This window comes from Actinoalloteichus sp. GBA129-24 (assembly GCF_001941645.1).
In the GTDB taxonomy this organism is placed as follows: domain Bacteria; phylum Actinomycetota; class Actinomycetes; order Mycobacteriales; family Pseudonocardiaceae; genus Actinoalloteichus_A; species Actinoalloteichus_A fjordicus.
This window is the reverse complement of sequence record NZ_CP016077.1, coordinates 1,505,686-1,526,571: the sequence shown is the minus strand read 5'-3', so window position 1 is coordinate 1,526,571 and position 20,886 is coordinate 1,505,686. Positions and strand designations below refer to the sequence as shown.

At 71.4% G+C, this 20,886-nt stretch carries 16 protein-coding genes and 1 tRNA gene; 9 read left to right on the top strand and 8 right to left on the bottom strand.

Annotated elements, in window-relative coordinates; translation table 11 throughout:
* The first annotated feature begins 117 nt into the window (after positions 1–117).
* Positions 118–1,050, top strand: coding sequence for an RNA polymerase sigma factor SigJ (gene sigJ, locus UA75_RS07005; protein ID WP_075739557.1), 933 nt, complete (start codon positions 118–120; stop codon positions 1,048–1,050).
* A gap of 72 nt (positions 1,051–1,122) precedes the next feature.
* Here the strand turns inward: sigJ and UA75_RS07000 are convergent, their stop codons facing one another.
* Positions 1,123–2,055, bottom strand: a complete 933-nt coding sequence (locus tag UA75_RS07000; RefSeq protein WP_075743502.1) for a cation diffusion facilitator family transporter — start codon at positions 2,053–2,055, stop codon at positions 1,123–1,125.
* Positions 2,056–2,455: 400 nt separating this feature from the next.
* Here UA75_RS07000 and UA75_RS06990 point away from each other — a divergent pair.
* Positions 2,456–2,528 (top strand) — tRNA-Arg (locus UA75_RS06990).
* A gap of 339 nt (positions 2,529–2,867) precedes the next feature.
* On the opposite strand, the gene UA75_RS06985 is transcribed toward UA75_RS06990, so the two are convergent.
* From UA75_RS06985 to UA75_RS06975, 3 genes are all read right to left on the bottom strand, one after another.
* Positions 2,868–3,956 (bottom strand): amidohydrolase family protein, encoded by a 1,089-nt coding sequence (locus tag UA75_RS06985; RefSeq protein ID WP_075739555.1) that lies wholly within the window; start codon positions 3,954–3,956, stop codon positions 2,868–2,870.
* A gap of 665 nt (positions 3,957–4,621) precedes the next feature.
* Positions 4,622–5,047 (bottom strand): ectoine synthase, encoded by a 426-nt coding sequence (locus UA75_RS06980; RefSeq protein WP_075743501.1) that lies wholly within the window; start codon positions 5,045–5,047, stop codon positions 4,622–4,624.
* A 43-nt stretch (positions 5,048–5,090) separates the two neighbouring features.
* Entirely contained in the window at positions 5,091–6,284 is a 1,194-nt protein-coding gene (locus UA75_RS06975) for a Glu/Leu/Phe/Val dehydrogenase dimerization domain-containing protein (RefSeq protein ID WP_075743500.1), read from the bottom strand.
* A 551-nt stretch (positions 6,285–6,835) separates the two neighbouring features.
* On the opposite strand from UA75_RS06975, the gene UA75_RS06970 reads away from it, so the two are divergent.
* The gene (locus UA75_RS06970; protein ID WP_075739554.1) at positions 6,836–7,678 is read left to right on the top strand and encodes a PhzF family phenazine biosynthesis isomerase; all 843 of its coding nucleotides are present in this window, start codon (positions 6,836–6,838) and stop codon (positions 7,676–7,678) included.
* A 186-nt stretch (positions 7,679–7,864) separates the two neighbouring features.
* Here the strand turns inward: UA75_RS06970 and tatC are convergent, their stop codons facing one another.
* Both tatC and tatA read right to left on the bottom strand, forming a co-directional pair.
* A complete protein-coding gene (gene tatC, locus UA75_RS06965) occupies positions 7,865–8,728 on the bottom strand; it encodes a twin-arginine translocase subunit TatC (RefSeq protein ID WP_083682991.1) in 864 nt (287 codons plus the stop codon).
* Positions 8,729–8,910: 182 nt separating this feature from the next.
* Complete coding sequence (gene tatA / locus UA75_RS06960; RefSeq protein WP_075739553.1) at positions 8,911–9,177, bottom strand: Sec-independent protein translocase subunit TatA; 267 nt, start codon at positions 9,175–9,177, stop codon at positions 8,911–8,913.
* A gap of 449 nt (positions 9,178–9,626) precedes the next feature.
* Between tatA and UA75_RS06950 the strand changes: the two genes are divergently transcribed.
* Entirely contained in the window at positions 9,627–10,631 is a 1,005-nt protein-coding gene (locus tag UA75_RS06950) for a CHAD domain-containing protein (RefSeq protein WP_075739551.1), read from the top strand.
* Between the two features lie 127 nt (positions 10,632–10,758).
* On the opposite strand, the gene UA75_RS06945 is transcribed toward UA75_RS06950, so the two are convergent.
* The gene (locus UA75_RS06945; protein ID WP_198044231.1) at positions 10,759–13,314 is read right to left on the bottom strand and encodes a cellulase family glycosylhydrolase; all 2,556 of its coding nucleotides are present in this window, start codon (positions 13,312–13,314) and stop codon (positions 10,759–10,761) included.
* Between the two features lie 802 nt (positions 13,315–14,116).
* Between UA75_RS06945 and UA75_RS06940 the strand changes: the two genes are divergently transcribed.
* The 3 genes from UA75_RS06940 to UA75_RS06930 all read left to right on the top strand — a co-directional run bounded on the left by UA75_RS06940 (position 14,117) and on the right by UA75_RS06930 (position 17,473).
* Positions 14,117–15,415 (top strand): Bcr/CflA family multidrug efflux MFS transporter, encoded by a 1,299-nt coding sequence (locus tag UA75_RS06940; protein WP_075739549.1) that lies wholly within the window; start codon positions 14,117–14,119, stop codon positions 15,413–15,415.
* 74 nt (positions 15,416–15,489) lie between these two features.
* A complete protein-coding gene (locus UA75_RS06935; RefSeq protein ID WP_075739548.1) occupies positions 15,490–16,098 on the top strand; it encodes a TIGR00730 family Rossman fold protein in 609 nt (202 codons plus the stop codon).
* Between the two features lie 64 nt (positions 16,099–16,162).
* Positions 16,163–17,473: a cytochrome P450 gene (locus tag UA75_RS06930; RefSeq protein ID WP_232237660.1), complete on the top strand. Its 1,311-nt coding sequence runs from the start codon at positions 16,163–16,165 to the stop codon at positions 17,471–17,473.
* Positions 17,474–17,893: 420 nt separating this feature from the next.
* Here UA75_RS06930 and UA75_RS06925 read toward each other — a convergent pair whose 3' ends face one another.
* On the bottom strand, positions 17,894–18,463 hold the full coding sequence (locus UA75_RS06925; RefSeq protein ID WP_075739547.1) for a TetR/AcrR family transcriptional regulator: 570 nt from the start codon (positions 18,461–18,463) through the stop codon (positions 17,894–17,896).
* A gap of 91 nt (positions 18,464–18,554) precedes the next feature.
* On the opposite strand from UA75_RS06925, the gene UA75_RS06920 reads away from it, so the two are divergent.
* Positions 18,555–19,520, top strand: coding sequence for a ketopantoate reductase family protein (locus UA75_RS06920; protein ID WP_075739546.1), 966 nt, complete (start codon positions 18,555–18,557; stop codon positions 19,518–19,520).
* Between the two features lie 153 nt (positions 19,521–19,673).
* On the top strand, positions 19,674–20,879 hold the full coding sequence (locus UA75_RS06915; RefSeq protein ID WP_075739545.1) for a cytochrome P450: 1,206 nt from the start codon (positions 19,674–19,676) through the stop codon (positions 20,877–20,879).
* Positions 20,880–20,886: the final 7 nt, after the last annotated feature.

The following is a 20,886-nucleotide window of genomic DNA, read 5'->3' as shown; positions in this document are numbered from 1 at the left end:
ACGGCGGCCGGTCACCGAGGGCCGCTCTGCCGCCGCGCGCGGTGCGGCGCGGCAGGCGATCCTGCCCAGGCCCGCCGGTCCGGCCGACTCGTCGAACAGTGAGCAGGAGGTCACGGCATGACCGATCACGAGCGACTGCTCGACGAGCTGCGGCCCGGCGCATTCGCGATCGCCTACCGGATGCTCGGCAGCGTCTCCGAGGCTGAAGACGTGGTGCAGGAGGCGCTGCTGCGGGTGCATCAGGCGCTGGAGGGGGGCGAGTCGATCGCGGTGCCTCGGGCCTTCGTGGCGACCGTGACCACCCGGCTGGCGATCAACGAGCTGCGCTCGGCGCGGGCCCGTCGGGAGCGCTATGTCGGCGAATGGCTGCCAGAGCCGATCATCACCGACGGCCGGGACGACCCGGCTCGGCACGCCGAGACGGCCGACTCCCTGTCGCTGGCCCTGCTGGTGCTGTTGGAGAGTCTCTCCCCGGAGCAGCGCGCCGTGCTGCTGCTGCACGACGTGTTCGGCTACGGCTACCCGGAGATCGCGGTGATCGTCGGGAAGAGCGAGGGCAACGTGCGGCAGCTCGCCAGCCGCGCCAGGCGCCACGTCCGGCAGCGCAGTCCTCGGTTCCAGCCGACGCGGGAGCAGCGCGAGGAACTGGCCCGACGATTCTTCGCGGCGGTCGAACAGGGCGACCTCGCAGGCCTGGAGACGTTGCTGGCTCACGACGTGGAGCTGACGGGCGACGGCGGCGGCAAGGTCCCGAGCCTCGCGCGGTCGTTGCGTGGACGCGCCCGCGTCGCACGCACGCTGGTGGTCAACTGGGGCCGGCTGGGTGCCCTGATTCCCGAGGTGTCCCTGCACCCCGTCGAGGTGAACGGCGGGGCGGGCGCCCGGCTGCACCGGGGGCGGGAACTGCTCGGGGTCTGGGCGCTCGACATCGCCGACGGGCAGATCACCGGCATCCGCTCGATCGCCAACCCCGACAAGCTGGCGCACCTCGGGCCGGTCGCCGACCTCAACTCGATTCTGCGACCGGGGAGAACCCGGCAGGAGAGCTGACGGCGCTCTCCTCGGTCCATGACCGACGGCCGAAGCCGGGCGGCGATTCCTGGCTTCGGCCTCGGCGGGCGGCTACCAGGTCAGTTCCTGGCAGCGGACGGCGCTGGCGGTGGACTCGATCTGCAGGGTGGCGTGCTCGATCCGATACGTCTCGGCCAGCATCCGCTGTGCCGAGGTCAGCACGGCGTCGGGATCGGAGCCCGCCGTGCCCTCCGCCACGATCAGATGGGCGGCGAGCACCTCCATCCCGGAGGTGAGCGTCCAGACGTGCAGGTCGTGCACTTCGGCGACCCCCGGCAGGTCCTTCAGCCGCCGCGTCAACTCGGCGACGTCGAGGCCCTCCGGAGCCTGCTGGACGAGGATGCGCAGCGCCTGGGCGGCCAGCCGCAGCGTGCGGGGCACGACGAAGAGCGCGATCCCGATGGCCACGATCGGGTCGGCCAGCGCCCAGCCGAAGAGCACCGTCACCGCGCCGCCGAGGAGGACGCCGATGGAGGCGACCGTGTCCGCGAGGACCTCGAGGTAGGCGCCCCGCATGTTGATGCTCTCCGATGCCCCCGAGCGCAGGAGCTGGAAGGCGATCAGGTTGGCGACGAGTCCGGCGCCCGCCGCCATCATCACGGGGCCGCCCGCCACCTCCGGCGGATCGGCGAAGCGACCGACGGCCTCCACGAGGATGAAACAGGCGACGACCAGCAGCAGGACGGCGTTCGCCAACGCGGCGAGCACCTCCAGCCGATAGAGCCCGAAGGTGCGGGAGGAGCCTGCGGCCTTGCGTGCCGAGGCTCGCGATGCCGCGATCGCGGCCAGCGCCATCCCGATGCCCAGGACGTCGGTGAGCATGTGGCCCGCGTCGGAGAGCAGCGCCAACGAGGACGTCGCCAGGCCCACCACCACCTCGACGACGAGGAAGACGAGCAGGACGAAGAACGCCAGGGCGAGCCGTTTCATCTGCCGTCCCGATGCGCTGACTGCCGGCACTCCGTGCCCGTGACCGTGTCCCATGACCACCTCCGCCCAGAACATATAGTGACATGCGCATGAATGCAAAGATCCTCGATTCGACTCCCAGTCCGTGGACCGATGCGGCCGGGCGCCACGGGTGGGCGGGCGCTCACTCGGCGACTCGATCGCAGCCCGACGGCAGCGGCGCCGCCCCTCGTCACCGACCAGGGGGCGACTCGGCACCCTCGCCGAGATCAGCGCCCACGAGCAGGCCGCCGCGATCGACGAGGACGCCGACTCCGCGAACCGGCCGTCTCCGCCCGCCGGCGCAGCGCGGCCGCCGCCGAAGCCGTCCGACCGGCACTGACCAGCGCGATCATCGACCCGCCCCGTCGACCATGGGCCCGGGAAAATCGCCTGTCGGCGTGCGCTAGGATTACTCCCGTCGCCACGGCGACACGCCGTCGTAGCTCAGGGGATAGAGCACTGCCCTCCGGAGGCAGGTGTCGCAGGTTCGAATCCTGCCGACGGCACACTCGTCACATCCGATGAAGGCCCGCGAGCAGCGAAGTCACGCTCGCGGGCCTTTGTCGTGTTCGCTGCGAATCCTCGGGGCTCAAGCAGGTCGTCTGCCCGACGATCCGATCGGCCGCCTGCTCGCCGGGCGTGTCGCCTGCGGCCCGCCGGACGGCCGGGTGCGCGACGGCAGAGCAGGTCTCGTCGCAGCAGGTCGGCAGGGTGGGCGCCGATCAAGGCGGCGGCTCGACCGGCGCCAGAACGCACGGCGCGGGCGGCCTCGCCTGCCGTCGCACGCGACGCGGCACCCACGCGGGATCGGCTCGCAGGCCTGAGACCGACGCGGCCCGGCGGACTCAGCGAATCTCGCGCCCGCCGAGGATCACCCTCGTCGGGGTCCGCAGGAGTTCGACGTCCTCGCGGGGATCATGCTCCAGCCAGATGAGGTCGGCACGATCCCCGGCACGCAGCCGGGGAAGATCGAACACCTCGCGCGCGGTCCAGGACGCGGCACCGATGGCGTCCGCCACCGGCAGTCCCGCCTCGATCAGCCAGCGGATCTCGTCGACGAGCGCCCCGACCGGCAGGTCGGTGCCCGCGAGCACGGTGACGCCCTCCTCCCGCGCCCGGCGGACGAGACCGGGGTGTGCGGCGAAGCCATCGGCGTACCAGCGCCGCATCGCCGAGGGGACGGCGTCGTCGGTCATCGCCGAGGCCAAGGCGGCGAAGACGCCGCCGGTCGGCACGAGCGCCCCGCCGCGTGCCGCCAGATCGGGCAGGACCGACCACGGGAGATGCATTCCGTGCTCAATCGTGTCGGCCCCGGCGTCCACGGCGTCGCGGCCGGCTGCGGCGCTCTGGGCATGCACCGCGACCCGTGCTCCTCGACCGTGGACGGCGACGACGGCTGCCGTCAGCGCCGTCGCCGAGAAGGTCGGTCCGTACCCTCCCTCGTCGTCGAACCAGTCAGCGATGATCTTGCTCCAGCCGTGGCCCGCCTCGGCGACGCACGCGGCAGGCAGTTCCTCGTCGGAGACACGGCGTCCCCAGCCGGGTATGAAGCGATCCGGTGCGGCGACCGGCACCCCGGCCGTGAGGACCAGCGGACCGCCGGGCCTCGCGAGTGCGTCGGCGGGAAGCGGCTGCGGGCTCCCCAGCACCCGGACGGCGCCGACGCCCGTCCTGGCCAGCTCTTGCAGGTCACGCTCGAGCACGTCGAGGTCCAAGGGCCCGCCGACCTCGGCCACCCCGATGTGGAGGTGGGAGTCCATGAGCGCGGGGAGCATCCAGCCGCCTGTGGCGACCGTCCGAGCGTCGTCGACCGGCTCCCGGCTGATCGCCCCGTTGTCGATCCACAGATCGGTCTCCCGGTCTTCCGGGAGCAGGCGGGCGCGCAGATGCAGCGCCGCCGTGTCCGCAGAGAGATGCCCCGTGCTCGTCACCATCGTCCTCTCGCCGCGTGCATCGTCGGCAAGCGTGACATAAGGGTCGTCTCCCGCCGGGGGTGCTCCCATGCCGCCCGTTCCGGCGCGGATGCCCCGACGAGGCGAGGTGGTACACCGCCCCGCACCCGACCGGGAACCCGGGAACCCGGGAACCCGGGAACCCGGGAACCCGGGAACAGGACGGTCTCCCGATGGGCATTGCCGAGCCGGCCTGCACCGGGTCGATCTGCCGAGGCGGTGCCTTGATGTCGTCGCGACGATGCGGGCGGCGGCCGAGGTGTCGGTGGGCGGCGGCATCCGCAGCGAGGTCGACATCCTGCGGGTGGCGACCCCCGGCGCGAGCCGTGCGCCGATCGGCAGGCGATCCAGCCGGGGACGGGCTGGTCGACGACGAGCCGGGTAGCCCCGGTCCGCGATCCGGCGCCTCGATGGAGCAGGCCGCCCTGGCGACGGACCTCCGCCAGGCGGCCGCCGTTCGTGACGTGGACGTCGACGAACGGCGGCCGCTCTTCGGCAGGAGCCCTGCACCGGCTGAGCCGGTGGTGGATGCGGAGCCGAGGCCGTCTCGTCAGGCACCCGGCCGGGGCGACGCGCCGACGAACCGGTCTCGGCGGCGGGCGGTCGCCCGCCTGCGGTCAGCCCCGCCTCGGCCGGCCCGCCAGCGATCAGCCCGCCGCGGCCGGTTCGTCCGCCGGGTCGCGAACCTCCTCGACGATCAACGGGTAGACCCCGTTCTCGTCATGGACCTCGGCACCGGTCACCGGCGGGTTGAACACGCAGACCGTGCGCATCAACGTCGTCGGACGAAGCTGATGGCGTTCGTTGCCGTCCAGCAGATAGAGCGTGCCCGGGGCCAACTGGTGGACGATGCCGGTCTCCTTGTCGAGCAGTTCGCCCTCGCCTTCGACAACGAACACGGCCTCGATGTGGTTCGCGTACCAGAAGTCGTTCACCGTCCCCGGATACAGCGTGGTCTCGTGGACCGAGAAGCCCACGCCCTCCTTGGCCAGCACGATGCGCTTGCTCCGCCAGTTCGGCGTCTTGACGTCTCGGTCGCCGTCCTCGATCTCGGCCACGGAACGCACGATCACGACTGCCTCCACTCTCGTCCACCGGACTCGTCCGCCGGTCGTCTCACGGGATCGTCACCAGCCGCAGCCCGTCGGCCTCGGCAGCCCGGTGCCGCTCCACCTGCAGGTCGGCCAGCGCCAGCGCCGTGACCCTCGGCGGCACCCGGCCGTGATCCCAGTCGGCCACCAACGGGGCGATCCTGGCAAGCATCTCCTGTCGCAGCACCGAGAACGACAACGCGGCGTCCGCGTCCACTCGCCCAAGGAGCAGCCACCACGCCCAGGCCGCCGCACCGGCGTTCGCCACGAAGTCCGGCATGACGGGGATGCCCCGCTCGGTGAGCCTGTGCTCGGCGGCGGGCGTGGTGGCGACGTTGGCCGCCTCCACGACGACCCCGGCGGCCACCGCGTCGGCCGTCTCCTCGGTGATGGCGTAGGACACGGCCGCCGGGACGAGCAGGTCGACCTCGGCGCTCAACACGGCCTCCCTCGGAAGCCGGGTCACGCTCTCGGGCACCTTGGTCCGGTCGATCTCGCCGAAGCGGTCGCGGGCGTCGAGCAGGGCGGGGACGTCCAGCCCGGCCGGGTCGAGCAGCGCCCCGACCGCGTCGGCGACCATCACGACCCGCATTCCGGCCTCGTGCAGGTACCAGGCGGCACCGCCGCCCATCGTTCCCACGCCCTGGACGGCCACCGTCGTGTCGGAGTTGTGCCAGCCGCGCGCCGCCGCCACGCCGAGACAGCTCTGCGCGACGCCGTAACCGCCCACCACGTCGCCGAGCAGATAGCCGCCCGGCACCGGCGAGTTCAGTCCCGCCCGGACCCGGCGCAGGGTCAGCTCGGGATTGGCGGACCGGCGGATCGCGGCGTGATAGGACTGGTCCAGCCCGACCTCGCCGAACACCTCGTCGATCAGGTGCTGCGGGACGCCGAGGTCCTCCGCAGTGACCCAGTGGTCGTCGAGCCAGGGGCGCATGGCCTGGACGAAACGGCGCAGCACGCCCTTGGCCCTGGGGTCCTTCGGGTCGCAGTCGATCCCGCCCTTCGCACCGCCCACCGGCAGGTCGAACACCGCGGCCTTGATCGCCATGCCCCTGGCCAGGTCCTCCACCTCGGACAGGGTGCAGCCCGCGCGCATCCTGGTGCCGCCGGTGGCCAGGCCGGACACCAGCGTGTGCACCACCAGGTATCCGCGAACCCCGGTATCGCGGTCTGTCCATGTCACCCGAACCAGCGGGTCGTCGTCGATGAGAGCCACCAGCCGAACCTCCTCCCGTGTGCCGTGCAGCCGCCGAACGCCGTCGGGCGTCCGGCTGAGGCCGATGAGGGATGCGTGCACCGGCGGCGCCATCCGCGCCGCCGCACGCCGCTGCGCCCGAAACGGGCTGTCACAGCCTGAATGAGAAGACCCGAAGCAGACAGAGCCAGGCACGCAGACCACCACTGATCGTCATGGAACGCACCTCCACACTCCGCCGCCGGGACGTCACCGAAAGCTAGCTCCGGTAGCGATTTATTGTCAACAATCTGACGATCCTTCGACCGGTAGTGGCGAGATCGGCCGAGCCGGAGTCGCACGTCACGGGCTCGGCCGAGCCGTCTGCCGCGCGGAGATCACCCACTCGGCCGTATGAGAACCTGCGGCTGCGACCGGGCTGACGCGGCGCCCGGCCCGGCACCCGAGGCCCGACGAGTCGTCGCGCACGCCGCCACCGCTTCGGCGCAGCCACTCAGTCCATCGGAATCGCCGATGGCATTCATCCCGATTCATCGTTTGTCTCGATGATGACGGGTCCGCAGAATGGCCGCATGACGAGAGACATCCAGCGCTACGTCGCATTCAGTCGGCAGCCCGACGGCGGGAACCCGGCCGGGGTGCTCCTCGACGCCGACGGACTCGACGAGCAGGACATGCTGCGCATCGCCGCCGAGATCGGCTACTCGGAGACGGCGTTCCTGACCCGCCGGGGCGACCGTCGTCATCTGATCCGCTACTTCAGCCCGCTTGCCGAGGTCGCCTTCTGCGGGCACGCGACGATCGCGTCGGCCGTCGCGCTCGGCGAGTCGATCGGGCCGGGCCCGCTGGTGTTCGACACGCAGGCAGGCGAGATTCCCGTGGAGGTCCGCAGCGAGTCGGACGGCGGCCTCCTGGCCACGCTGACCAGCGTCCCGACCTTCGCGGAGCCGCTCGAACCCGAGCCGGTGACGCGGGCACTGGACCTGCTCGGCTGGGCAGCGTCGGATCTGGACCCCGACTTCCCGCCGACGGCGGCCTTCGGCGGCAACCGACATCTGATGCTCGCCGCCGGGAGCAGGCAGCGGCTCGCCGACCTGGACTACGACTTCGACGGCCTCGCCGAGCTGATGCACGAGCACGGCTGGACCACGGTGAACCTGTTCTGGGCGGAGTCGCCGACCCGCTTCCACGCCCGGAACCCCTTCCCGATCGGGGGCGTCGTGGAGGACCCGGCGACCGGCGCCGCCGCAGCCGCGTTCGGCGGACTGCTGCATGCCCTGGGTCGAGTGCGGGAGCCGCTACAGGTCCGCATCCGCCAGGGCGAGGACATGGGGAGGCCGAGCGAGCTGCTCCTCGACCTCGAACCGGGCGACCGGCGGGTGCGGATCTCCGGCACGGCGACGTCGATCGGCTGACTCGGCCGACGCCGCCGCCCGAGACGCTGCGCCCGGCCGGGTTCGGCCGACCAGGACACGGGAGCGAACACGGCCGAGGCGAGGCTCCGCAGGCGTCAGACGGACGCCGACGGCCTGCCGCGCCCCGAGTCGATGACCCCGGCCGGTCTACGGCCGGGGGTCGTCGGCGGCTCGCTCAGTGCCCGATCAGGTCGAGTCGTCGTAGCGGTTCTGGCTCGGCGGCGTCTCGCTGGGTCGCAGATCCACCTCGGAGGGAGTGTCCGGGTCCAGTTCGGCGAGGCCCGCCGCAGCCAGCTTGCGTGCCTTGCGTTTGTCGTGCACGCGGGCGAGCTGGCTGGCGATGCCGAACAGCAGCACCAGCGCGGAGGCCAGGACCACCATCGACAGCGGGTCCTGGCCCGGCGTCGCGAAGGCCGCGAAGACGAACAGGCCGAAGACGATGCCCCGCCACCACTTCTTGAGCTTGGCGTAGGGCAGCACGCCCGCCCGGTTGAGCATGACGACCAGCAGCGGCAGCTCGAAGCTGATACCGAAGATCATCAGCAGCAGCAGGATGAAGCCGACGTAGGCGCCGCCGGTGAGGGCGGTGAAGAAGTTCCCGGCGCCGAAGCTGGCCATGAAGTACAGGCCTTCCGGCGCGACCAGGTAGGCCAGGACCGCGCCGGTGATGAACAGGACGCTCGCGCAGGCGACGAAGATGCCCGCGAACTTGCGTTCCTTGGCATAGAGGCCCGGCGTGATGAACGCCCAGATCTGGTAGAGCCAGACCGGCGAGGACAGCACGGCACCGGAGGCGAACGCGAGTTGGAAACGCAGCCCGACGACCTCGAAGGCCGTGGTCTGCATCAGCTGACAGGTGCCGTCGTTGGCCTCGAACCGCATGTCCGTCGGCAGCGAGCAGTACGGCCCGGTGATCAGCGAGGACAGCGTCGGGATCGGCCCCGGCCCGAAGTCGAACCAGATGAAGCCGATGATCGCGCCCACCAGCACTGCGGCGAAGGCCAGCGCCAGCCGATATCGCAGCTCGTAGAGGTGCTCGATGAGCGGCATCGTGCCGTCGGGGTTGCTTCGCCCACGGCTTCCACGTCGGCCGAACCGAAGCACCTTCAACCAGCGCAGCGACCGAATCCATCGGACCACGACCAGGCGACCTGCCTTCTCTCTGATGTGCAGCAGCCGGTCTGGAGCGACCGACGGTTTCCCGCTCCGGCGTCACTGCCGGGCGAGACGACTCAGCGCTTGTCGTCCTGGACGGGCTGAGCCGCCTGGAGGGGCTGGGCCGCCGGGACGGGCTGGGCCGCCTGCACCTGCTGCACGGGGGCATTCTCGACGGCGGGCGTCTCGGCCGTGCCGTCGTTGCGGAATCCCTTCGTCTCGGCCTTGAGGATTCGGGCCGACTGGCCGAGCGACCGTGCCATCTGCGGCAGCTTCGTCGCGCCGAACAGCAGCACCAGTACTCCGGCGATGATCAACAACTCGGTTGCGCCCAGACCGAACATTCGCGGGCCTCCCATCAGTGGCTGGGGCCGATCGTACGCAGCCGACCCCGGCGATAGCGAGAGCGGTGGCCCATCGTTGTCCGTGACTTCTTCTCGGGTCCACCGCCTCGTCGGCCCGTCCGGACCACGCGACCGTCGGGCACCGAGCCCGACGCCGGGTCATCGGTGCCCGCCGACGGGGCGGGGCCGGGGCGATCCGGGTCCGAGACGATCGACGGCAGCGCATCGATGCAGATCGGCGGCGAGCCGATGAGCACCTCGTGCCGGACGCCGACCTGCCCCGTCATGACGGGCGGAGATCCGCGATGCGGCGGGCCCTCGGCGCGGGTCCGGCGAACCGTCGGTCGGCGGGCCCGGCACCTGCTCACCGCGATCTTGACCGTGTACCACCCCGATTCACCGGGTACCGCAGTAAAAGACCCCTTCTCACGTTCGTCAGGAGAGCACCGATGAGCACCGCAGCACGGCCCGCCGCGTCACCGACCACCCGGCTGGGCAAGAAATCGCCCGCCGGCGACGTCGTCCTCGATTACCTGCGCAGACAGGAGGCCGCGTTGCTCGAGAACGAACAGGCCTTCCACCGGGGCGAGCCGGACGCCGTGCACCGGATGCGAGTCGCGACCCGACGGATGCGCAGCGCATTCCAGTCCTTCGGCGCGGTCGTCGATCGCGCCGAGACCAGGAAGCTGACCGACGAGCTGAAGTGGCTGGCCGGTGTCCTGGGGCAGTCGCGCGACGCCGAGGTGGTGACCGCGAGGCTGCGCACCCGGCTCGAAGACACCGCCCCGGAGCTGCTGTTGGGCGAGATCGACCGACAGCTCACCCGGCGGACGGCCCGCAGACAGGCCACGGCGGACGAGACGGTGACGGCGGTGCTGGCAGGCTCGCGGTACCGGGCGCTGACCGAGTCGGCGCGGCTGCTGCTCGAACGGCCGCCGCTCACCCCGGCCGCCGAGCAGTGGGCGGCCGAGGTGCTGCCCGCGCTGGTGGCCCGCAGCTGGCGCAAGCTCGACCGCGCCGCGCGCACGGCACTCGCGACGCCGGTCGAGCCGTCGGAATCGGCCGGGGCGGCCGCCGCCGGTTCGAGCGGTGCTCCCTCGACGGTGCCCGTGTCGAACGGCGCGCGGGCTGCGGCGCTGCACGAGGTCCGCAAGCTCGCCAAGCGCACGCGCTACGCGGCCGAGGTGGCCCGCCCCGCCGCAAGGCGGAAGGCCCGCAGACTGGGCAAGGCCCTGCACCGACTCCAGCACACACTGGGCGCCCACCAGGACACCGTGCTCAGCCGCGCGATGCTGCGGGATCTGGGAGCACAGGCACAGACGCAGGGACGGAACGGATTCACCTTCGGCCTCTGGTACGGCCGGGACCAGGAGATCGCCCGGCGCATCGAGGAGGACTTCCCCGGGCACTGGCAGCACGCCGCGCGCCCCCGGCTGCGGCGGTGGACGAGCTGACCCGCGCCACCCGGCGACGCGACGGGACCGACGGGCCCCGCCGTGGCGGCGGGACCGATGCCGCACTACGCCCGGCGCCGCCGGCTCGCCGTGATCCGATGAGATACCGACGGGCTCGGCGCCTCGGTCATCGCACCGCGAGGCGGTAGTCCCCGGTGGCACAGCCGGTGATCCGCCAGCCGCCTGCGACCGCCCGTATCAGCACGTCCCGCACGCCGTCGGCCTGCACGACCGGCTCGGCGCGACCCGGCACCCAGACGTCGAGGACGCAGCTCGACGCCGTCTGCTGATTGCTGCCCGCCAACTCCATCGTGCGTCGGGCCGGATCGGAGACCAGCCGATGCAGCCTGCCCGGCGCCGCCCGCGGATAGCTTCTGCCCAGTACCTCCGCGACCTCGGTGTCGGTCTCGGCGCCGCCGGAGTCGCAGCCTGCCGCGCCAGCGGTCGCGCTCCTCGGCGGCACGGGTCCCGACTGCTGCCCGCAGTCGGGGGCGGCCCGCCAGAAGGCGCCGCCGAGTCGATGCCGATCCGCGACGACGGCCTGACCACGCAGGAGGTCCCCGTCCCCCGCCGCATCCGCCGCCGCGCCCCACTCGCTGATCCAGAGTGCGGCGCCGTGGTCGGCGACCAGCCGTTCGGCCAAGGCCAGTCCTCGTCCGAGCCGGAGAGCCCCGGCCTCAGCGCTGCGGCCCGGCCCGGCCGCCGCCCGTGACGGCGGAGCGAACACCAGCCGAGGATCGTCGGTGAAACCGGGCGGCGGCGGGACGTCGACCCCGACGGCGGCCCAGCCGGCGCTCGGCTCGACGAACACCGGGTGCGGGAAGCCGCCCGCCACCGACTCCTCCGCCGTCCGCACCGCCCGCACCGCGCGGTCGTAGAAGCGGCCGAGCAGGAGACCCGAGGTCAGTGGGGGTCCGTCGCCGATCCGGGGATCGTCGAGCAGGTGGAATCCCGCCACCGCCGAGTTCGTCGCGAACTCGCCTGCGAGGCGGCCCCACAGGTTCACCAGTCGCGTCTGGCTGCCGTCGTCGTCGTAGGCGAAGTCGGTCGGGTCGACGAGCCGGGCGCCTGCGGGATCGGGGGATGCGCAGGGCCCGACGTCCGCCGAGGACACGCCGGGACCCGTGGGCTCGCGATCGGGCTCGCCGGGGCAGGGCATGGCAGGTCGAATCAGGTCGGCGTGCAGCGCGAGGACCGTGTAGACCTCATGCCGCGCGGCCTGATCCACCAGAGCGCGGATCTCGGCGAGATACGCCTCGTCGACGCGCCCCGGCGCTGGCTCCAGGCGATGCCTGGAGACCCCGACGCGGATGACGCCTGCGCCCCGGGCCGCCAGCGCCGCCAGGCTGCCCTCGCCGACACCTGCCGCGCCTGCGAGGAGATCCGGGACGTTGACGCCGCGCAGAAGCACCGCCCTGCCGTCGGCGGTGCCGAGCACGGCGGGCTCGCCGGGGTGGACGGTGAGCCGGGGAAGGCCGGTGCCCTGCGGCAGTCCCGGCTCGGCCAGCAGCAGGTCGTCTCGGCCGATCCGACTCGGCTCGGTCGGACTCAGTGCCAGCGGCGCGGCGAGGATCAGGACGAAGGCCAGCGCTGCCAGGGTGGGCAGGCCTCGGACGCGTCGCAGGGCGATCAGCCTGCCCGCCGAGGTCGGCCTGCCCGAGATCGGCCGCCAGAAGGCGCTGAGCACCACCGCACCTGCGGCCACCCCGCCGACGACGAGCCCGTAGGAGAGGCCGTCGGCCTGCCGGATCAGCACCAGCGAGATCCACCATCGATCACCGCCGAGGCGGTCCGCCGGACTCGGCGTGCCGAGCAACGCCAGAAGCTGGGCCAGCCCGAGCATCGAGGCCCCGAGCGTCGTGGCGATCCAGCCGGCCAGGAATGCCGACCTCGCGCGCCGCCTCGCCCCGATGTGCCGGACGAGCACCGCGAACACCGCGACCGAGGCGGCGGTGAGGATCGTCAGACCGACGAGATAGCCCGCGACGCCCGCTGCCCGGCTCGGCGCGAGGAGCCGCAGACCGTGGTCATAGGTGAATCCGAGGGAGGAACCCGCCCACCAGTGGCCGCCCAGCCACGGGCCGACCAGGCCGGTGAAGCTGACGAGAGCGAGTCCGTAGACGATCACCATCCGCCGGTCGGCCCGCCGGACCACCGGGTTCTCGGTGTCCGTCGTTCGGTCGTTCTTCCGCCTGCGATGCAGCAGGGCTGCGGTCAACGCCGACGGCCAGCAGCACAGCAGTGCCGTGACCCCGGTGAATCCGCTCGCCCAGGCGAGGTGCCCGAGCGTCTCGGCGAAGGACAGCGCACCCATGCCTGCCGGTGAGGCGAGCAGCGGTGCGACGGCGAGCAGATCGGCGGCGGTCCTGCCGATCATCGCGGCGAGCACCGTGGCGCCCCAGACGAGCAGGAAGATCCACCACCACGGCGCGCGGGGTCCGGCGTCGCGTAAGACGATCGAGGTCGACGCCGCCGTGCCCAGCAGGAGCACGGGTAGCAGGAGCAGGAGCGGGGCGACGTCGCGCAGCCCGCCGACGGCGAGCGGACCGCCCTGCGGCGGAGTGTGCAGCGCGATCAGTCCGGTCGGGTCGATGATCACGCCCGCGCCGATGATCAGCATGAGGACCGCGACCGACGCGAGGACCGGAGTGCGGCTCATCCGGCCGAGTCCCGACATGCGCATGCTGTGTGCCTCCACGGCGCCGATGTCGGCAGGGCGCACCGCGAGCAGTGGCTCGTGCCGCCCCGCCGACGAGCCCTCGGGCGAACCGGCGGGCGCCGCCCCGTGTCGACCTCGGGTGTCGACCGCCCCGCGCCGACCGACACGAACGGTCCCGACAGGTCGACGGTCCGCCATCGGACCCTACGGCCACACCGAGCTCGACAGCGCCGAAGTCACCGGATCGTTGGCAGACCGGGGTAGGGCGACCGGTCTGCGTCCGGTGCGCTGCGGCAAGGGCTCGGCGGCGGTCCTCGCCGTGCTGCTGCGGCGTCGACGCTGGCATTCCGCCATCGGGGAGTCCGCCCCCGCGCGGTGCCTCGCTCCGGTTCGACTGCGTCATCCTCGGCGCCGCGGGCCCTGCTGCGGGCCCCATGACCGGGATGGACGCCTCGAGCATCGACTGCGAGTCCCTCCCCGGACCGACGCAGGCGGGTGCTCGTGGTCGCCGACCTCGGCACGCCGGGGCGAGGGCTCCGGTTCGACCGACTCCCCCGGCCCGGCTATGACCGGGTGGCCGATCAGGCCGGACCGCCGACACCGAATGAACCGCCCGACCGCCACACCGCCGGCGGAGCGCCGGCCAGCACCCGCCGGTCGAGCGGACCATCCCTCGAAACGGCGGAACGCATCTCACCAGGCGGAACAGTGTGGCGTCCTTATGGGTTAGCTGCATCACGTTCGAGATGAACGCGAGTCAAGGTCGTGTTGGACCGCCGGGGGTATGCGCTCTCCCCAGACCCCCTGTACTCGTCTGGAGAATTCGTTGAGCTTCACCGGTCAACTCACCGACACGACTCGAACCGCCCCGTCCGTGCCGTCGCGCTGGCGACTCGCTCTCATCCTCGGCGCGATCACCGCCGTCGGACCGTTGTCCATCGACATGTACCTACCCGCGTTCCCGGACATCAGCGTCGAGTTCGACTCGACCGCGGCCCAGGTGCAGTTGACCCTCACCGCCTGTCTGATCGGCCTGGCGTTCGGCCAGCTGCTGGCCGGTCCGCTCAGCGACGCGCTGGGCCGACGCAGGCCGCTGCTGGTCGGCGTCGCCGTCTACCTGATCGCCTCCCTGCTCTGCGCCTTCGCGCCCTCGACCACGGTGCTCGTGGTGCTCCGCTTCGTGCAGGGCATGGCGGGGGCGGCCGGGCTCGTCATCGCCAGGGCGATCATCCGCGACCTGTACACCGGCGTGGCCGCAGCGAAGTTCTTCTCGATGCTGATGCTGGTCACCGGCGCCGCACCGATCCTGGCTCCGATGATCGGCAGTCAGCTGCTGAGCTTCACGTCCTGGCGCGGCGTCTTCATCATCCTCGCCGTGTACGGCGTGGTGATGGGCATCGCCGCACTGGTCAGCCTGCCCGACACCCTGCCCAGGGAGCAGCGGCGCCGAGGCGGAGTGAAGGACACCCTCGGCAGCTTCGGCCGCCTGTTCCAGGACCGCTCCTTCGTCGGCTACGCGCTGGCGGGCGGCCTGAGCTTCGCAACGATCTTCGCCTACGTGTCGGCGTCCCCGTTCGTCCTTCAGGTGGTCTACGAGGTCTCGCCGCAGGTCTACGGCCTGCTGTTCGCGCTGAACTCGGTGGGCATCCTGATCTTCGGACAGATCAACGGCTGGCTCGTCGGCCGGGTCGCGCCCCGCACCCTGCTCAACATCGGCATGGCCTCCTCGGTCACGGCCAGCCTCGCGCTGCTGTTTCTGGTGAGCACCGGCCTGTTCGGCCTGCCCGGGGTGATGGTCGCGCTGTTCGTCGGCGTCTCCAGCCTCGGCCTGGTCATGCCCAACGCGACCACGCTCGCCCTCGCGGAGTACCCCAACGCCGCAGGCGCGGCATCGGCGCTGCTGGGGACGTTGCAGTTCCTGCTCGGCGCGCTGGCGGCTCCGCTGGTCAGCCTCGGCGGCGAGAACACCGCGCTGCCGATGGCGGTGGTCATGGCAGCGGTCTCACTCGGCGCGCTGGTCATCTACCGCACGATGACCCGTCCCATCCCGGCCGAGGAGCAGGAACTCGCGGCCGTGATCAACGAGGAGACCGGGGCGGAGGCCGCCGCCACCAGCGTCCGCTGATTCGCTCGCTCGTGTCACCGCGTCCCTGATCGGGTTCTCCCGGTCAGGGACGCGCTGTCGATACAGTCGGCTCCGTGCGGATTTGTGTGTTCTGCGGATCGTCTGACGGCCGAGGCCGGGTCTATCTCGACGCGGCGCGCACGCTGGGACGGCTGATCTCCCGACGTGGCGACGTACTCGTCTACGGCGGGGCCGCCGTCGGCGTGATGGGCGCCGTCGCCGATGCGAGCCTGGACGCGGGCGGCCGAGTGGTCGGGGTGATCCCCCGTCAGCTCGTGGAACGCGAGATCGCCCATCCGAGACTGACGACGCTCCATGTCGTCGCCGACATGCATGAGCGCAAGGCCATGATGGCCGCGAACGCGGATGCCTTCATCGCGATGCCGGGCGGGGCGGGCACGCTGGAGGAACTGTTCGAGATCTGGACCTGGGCACAGCTCGGCCTGCACGCCAAGCCGATCGGCCTGCTCGACGTGAACGGCTATTACGAGCCGCTGCGGGCGATGATCGATCACATGACCACCGAGGGCTTCCTCCAGGAGCGGCACAGCAGGGCGCTGCTGATCGACTCCGACGCCGAGCGGCTGCTCGACAGGTTCGCCGACTACCGGGCGCCGGGCCCGAAATGGGCTCCCCACGAAGCCGCGGAGGCCGCCGACTTGTTCGGGATCACCGAGAAGTGACCCTCACGGGGTGAGCGGGATACGCTCGGTGATCATTCCCGCAGGCGATGCGTGAGGTGATCCGATGGCGAGCGACGACGGGCTCGACACGACGTCGATGCCGCACCACTCCGACGACCACGCTTCCGACCGACCGGGCTCCGGCGGGGCGGACTCGGCGGGACCGGACGCCGAACCCGACGGGGTGCTGTCCCTCCCCTTCCCCGACGCCTTCGGGCTGGACCCGTCCCCGACCTGGGCCGCCCTGCGCTCGAACCGGCCGATCGTCCGAGTCCGGACACTGACCGGCGACGAGGTCTGGCTGGTGACCCGCTATGCCGACGTCCGCACCGTGCTCGGCGACCCGCGGTTCTCCCGCGCGCTGACGGTGCGGCCGGGGGCGCCTCGGACCGCCGTGGCCACGCCGAGGCCGCAGGCCATGACGGCGATGGACCCGCCGGAGCACACCAGGCTGCGCAAGCTGGTCACCAAGGCCTTCACCCATCGGCGCATGCAGCAGATGCGGCCCTGGATCGCCGAGACCGCCGAGAGACTGGCCGACCGGTTGGCGGATCAGCCGCAGCCGGTGGACGCCAGAGCGCATTTCGCGCTCCCGCTCCCCATCGCGGTCATCTGCGAGTTGCTCGGCGTCCCTGCCGACGACCGGCCGCTGTTCCAACGCTGGTCCGAGCAGGTCTACAGCATGGAACTCGCGCAGCGGAGTCAGGTGGAGGCGGACTACGGCAGCCTGGAGGCCTACATCGGCGAGCTGGTCGCCACGAAGCGCCGGGCCCTCACCACCGATCAGGCTCCCGCCGACCTGCTGGCGGAGCTGATCCTCGTGCGGGACGAACGAGACGCGCTCTCCGAGGACGAACTCGTCTCGCTCGGCCTCACGCTGTTGGTCGCCGGGCACGAGACGACGGCGAACCAGATCGGCAGCTTCCTGATCACGCTGCTGCGCGAGCCCGCCCGATGGCAGCGGCTCGTGTCGGCTCCGGAGGACATCCCGACCGCCGTCGAGGAGCTGCTGCGGTTCAACCGGCTCGGCGAGACCGGGCAGTACCGCGTGGCGGCCGAGGACGTCGAGCTGGCCGGGGTGCGGATTCGCGCGGGCGACGGGGTGATCGCGGCCATCGGCTCGGCCGATCGCGACGCTGCGGCCTTCGACGCGCCGGACGAGCTGCGGCTGGCACGGACGGACAATCCACACCTGGCATTCGGGCACGGCGTGCACCACTGCCTCGGTGCGCCGCTCGCCCGTGTCGAACTCCAGGAGAGCCTGCGAGTGCTCACCGCGCGGTTCCCGACGATGCGCCTCGCGGTGGCGCCGGAGGAGCTGCGCTGGCGACGCGTCTTGATCAGCGGAGTCGCCGAACTACCGGTGTCGCTGTGACTCTCCGGATTTACTACCGGACGGGAATGATGCAAATACTCCTTTCGGGTGAAACCGTGGCGGCCAGAAGTCGGTAGTCGGTTGGTGCGTTCACTCGTCGCAACAATGCCTACCAGGCCGTACCGTGAAATCACTCTCCTTCCTGGAGTCGAAGTCGGACGTCGGTTCTCGACGTCCGAATCCCCAAGGCGGGACAGGGACCGCGCCCTTCCCTGTCCCGCCCGTTCACCGCAGGCGGCGGCCGAACCCCGGGCAGGCCGACGACCGAGGTCACTCGCCCCGAGCTCCTCCCGGCCCGTCGTCAGCCGGTCGCGAACCGATAGCCGGCATCAGCCGGGTGAGCACCCCGGGCCGCGCCGTCGCCGCCGTACCCCGCACCGGATCCTTCGCTCGCGGCATGCGACCTCGTATCGCGCCTGGTCATCGCGGGCGGCGCAGCCCGGCCAGCACGAGGGTGATGACATCGTCGGCCTCGGCCCGCCAGTTCGGGCGGTCATGGGCCGCACCGATGCCGTGCAGCGCCATCATCACGGCACCGGCGTCCACGTCGTCGCGAACGGCGCCGTCCTGCACGGCGGCGGCCACCAGGTCGGTGACCGCCTGCTCCAGCGCCCGGCTGCCCTCGGCGAGGGCGCCCGAGCGATCGGCCATGATCGTGGCCAGCGTCCGAGCCAGGCCCTCGTGGGTGTCTATGTGGTCGACCATGCCGCGTAGGAAGGTCGCCAAGGCCTCCGTCGCGGGCAGCGTGGTCTGTAGCAGGCGGGCGCGGTCGCACAGCACGGCGACCTCCCCTCGGTAGACCGCCTCGGCCAGGGCCTCCCTTGTGGGGAAGTGGCGGTACAGCGTGCCGGTGCCCACCCCGGCCAGGCGGGCGAAGTCATCGAAGCGCAGGTCGAAGAAGTCGCCTGCGTCGAAGACCTCTCGCGCCTTGGCGATCAGGACATCGCGGTTGCGTCGGGCGTCGGCCCGCAGCGGCTTGTCGGCGGTCATGCGCTACCTCGCGGTTGACAAATGGAGATGATCTCCATATTTTGGAAAGTGGAGATCGTCTCCAATTCGATCGTACCCCACGAGGTGCAGCGTGAAGATCCTGATGTTCGGCCGAGGCGTGATCGCCACCCTCTACGGCTGGGCCCTGGAACAGGCGGGACATGACGTCGAGTTCTACGTCCGGCCGGGCCGCGCGGCGACGTACGGAGACGCAGTGGACCTCGACCTGCTCGATGCGCGGCGCCGGGTGTGGGGGCAGCGCGTCGTCGAGAAGTGGCCGGTGCGCTACCGCGAGGCACTGGAGCCGGACCACTCCTTCGACCTGATCGTGCTCAGCGTGCCGCACCACCGCCTCGCAGAGGCGACGGCCTTCTTGTCCCCACGTGTCGGCCACGCCACGGTGCTGGTCTTCGGCAACATCTGGACCGAGCCGCCTGCCGCGATCGGCACACTCCCTGTCGACCAGATCGCCTGGGGCTTTCCCCAGGCCGGTGGCGGTTTCGACGCGGACGGCGTGCTCCGTGGGGCGCTGCGGCCGTCGGTCGTCTTCGGCACCCTCGGCCGACCCCCGACCGACCGGGAGCGGGCCGTGCGCCAGGCCTTTCGCGAGGCCGGGCTCCGGATTCAGGAGCAGCCTGACTTCCGAGACTGGCTCTGGGTCCATTTCGCATTGGGTGCAGGCCTGCTCTCGCAAGGCCTGCGGCGGGGTTCCCTGTCCAGACTGGTCGGGGCGACGAGCGACCTGCGCGAGGGGCTGCTGGCCGGCCGCGAACTGCTGCCGCTCCTCCAGGCGCGCGGCCTCGACCTGCGACGTCACCGGGGCAGTGTGCTGCTGTTCCGGGCGCCCACCTGGCTGACGGCCCCCGCGCTCGCCTGGCTGACTGCTCATGTCGCGCTCGTGCGCGTGAGTTTCTCGGCTCAGTCCGCCCCCGACGCCGAGGAGCCGCGTGCGGTCTGCCGGGACACCCTGGCCGAAGCACGACGGTTGAACATCTCGGTACCGCGCCTGGAAGCGGTGGAGCCGAGCTTCGCGCGGGAGGGGACGGGGCAGGTTTGAAATACCGATGTCCCGGTGGTCCTTTGCGGCTCCTCGGTCCGCCGAGTCCCAGAACCGAACCCGGTCGCACTGGTCGACCAGCTGCCGTTCACACACGGCTTTTCGCTGTCCAGCCTCTCTCGCCTGTCCGTGACGTCGTGGAAGGAAAAAGTCATGACCACCGCCGAGAAGCACGAGTTCCCCATGGCCCGTACGTGCCCGTTCGCGCCGCCGCCTGCGTACGAGGAGATCCGCGAAGAAGAGCCGGTCTCGCGGGTTCGCCTGCCCGACGGCGGGTGGGCCTGGGTGGTCAGCAGGCACGAAGACGTGCGAACCGTGTTGAACGACCGGCGGTTCAGCGCCGACCGGCAGCATCCGGACTTCCCAGCGCTGGTCGAGGGCGAGGCGGCATCCCGGCGGCCGGACGAGGAGCGCTTCCTGATCGCCATGGACCCGCCAGAGCACGGGCCTGCGCGCAAGGCCGTACTCGGCGAGTTCACGGTGCGCCGGTTGGAGGCGCTGCGGCCGAGGATCCAGGAGATCGTCGACGAGCGGATCGACATGCTGCTGGCCGGGCCGCAGCCCGGTGACCTGGTGGACGCGCTGTCGCTGCCGGTCCCGTCGCTGGTGATCTGCGAGATGCTGGGTGTGCCCTACGCCGACCATGAGTTCTTCCAGGAGAACACGGTGAGGGTGATCAAGCAGTCGACGCCGCCCGAGGAGCGGTGGGCGGCGATGGGGGCCATCCAGGGCTATATGGCCGACCTCATCGCGGAGAAGGAGAAGAACCCGCCGGACGACCTGCTCGGGCGGCAGATCGTCACGTTGCGCGCGAACGGCACCTACCGGCGGACGGCACTGACAAGCATGGGCTTGCTGCTGCTCGTGGCAGGCCACGAGACGACGGCGAACATGATCTCGCTGTCGACCCTGGCGTTCCTGCGCAACCCGGAGCAGCTCGCGATGATCAAGGCCGACCCGAGCAGAACGCTCAGCGCGGTCGAGGAGATGCTGCGGTACTTCACGATCATCGACGTGGCGACGGCCCGGCTGTGCGTCGAGGACGTCGAGGTCGGCGGGCAGCTGATCCGCGCAGGCGAAGGCGTGCTGGCGCTCGGCTATTCGGCCAACCGGGACCCGAGGGCGTTCGAGAATCCGGACGAACTCGACATCGAGCGCGGCGCCCGCCACCACGTCGCGTTCGGGTTCGGGCCGCACCAGTGCCTGGGCCAGAACCTGGCCCGGATGGAACTCCAGATCGTGTTCGACACGCTGTTCCGCCGTGTCCCCACGCTGGAGCAGGCGATGGACATCGACGAGCTGCCGTTCAAGGACGACGCGAACATCTATGGCCTGTACCAGCTCCCGGTGACCTGGTAGCGGACGA

Bases quoted from the DNA above. Each gene is read 5' to 3' on its own strand.
- sigJ (WP_075739557.1), top strand. From the start codon at position 118: ATGACCGATCACGAGCGACTGCTCGACGAGCTGCGGCCCGGCGCATTC.
- UA75_RS07000 (WP_075743502.1), bottom strand. From the start codon at position 2,055: ATGGGACACGGTCACGGGCACGGAGTGCCGGCAGTCAGCGCATCGGGA.
- UA75_RS06985 (WP_075739555.1), bottom strand. From the start codon at position 3,956: ATGGTGACGAGCACGGGGCATCTCTCTGCGGACACGGCGGCGCTGCAT.
- UA75_RS06970 (WP_075739554.1), top strand. From the start codon at position 6,836: ATGACGAGAGACATCCAGCGCTACGTCGCATTCAGTCGGCAGCCCGAC.
- tatC (WP_083682991.1), bottom strand. From the start codon at position 8,728: ATGCCGCTCATCGAGCACCTCTACGAGCTGCGATATCGGCTGGCGCTG.
- tatA (WP_075739553.1), bottom strand. From the start codon at position 9,177: ATGTTCGGTCTGGGCGCAACCGAGTTGTTGATCATCGCCGGAGTACTG.
- UA75_RS06950 (WP_075739551.1), top strand. From the start codon at position 9,627: ATGAGCACCGCAGCACGGCCCGCCGCGTCACCGACCACCCGGCTGGGC.
- UA75_RS06945 (WP_198044231.1), bottom strand. From the start codon at position 13,314: ATGCGCATGTCGGGACTCGGCCGGATGAGCCGCACTCCGGTCCTCGCG.
- UA75_RS06930 (WP_232237660.1), top strand. From the start codon at position 16,163: ATGGCGAGCGACGACGGGCTCGACACGACGTCGATGCCGCACCACTCC.
- UA75_RS06925 (WP_075739547.1), bottom strand. From the start codon at position 18,463: ATGACCGCCGACAAGCCGCTGCGGGCCGACGCCCGACGCAACCGCGAT.
- UA75_RS06915 (WP_075739545.1), top strand. From the start codon at position 19,674: ATGACCACCGCCGAGAAGCACGAGTTCCCCATGGCCCGTACGTGCCCG.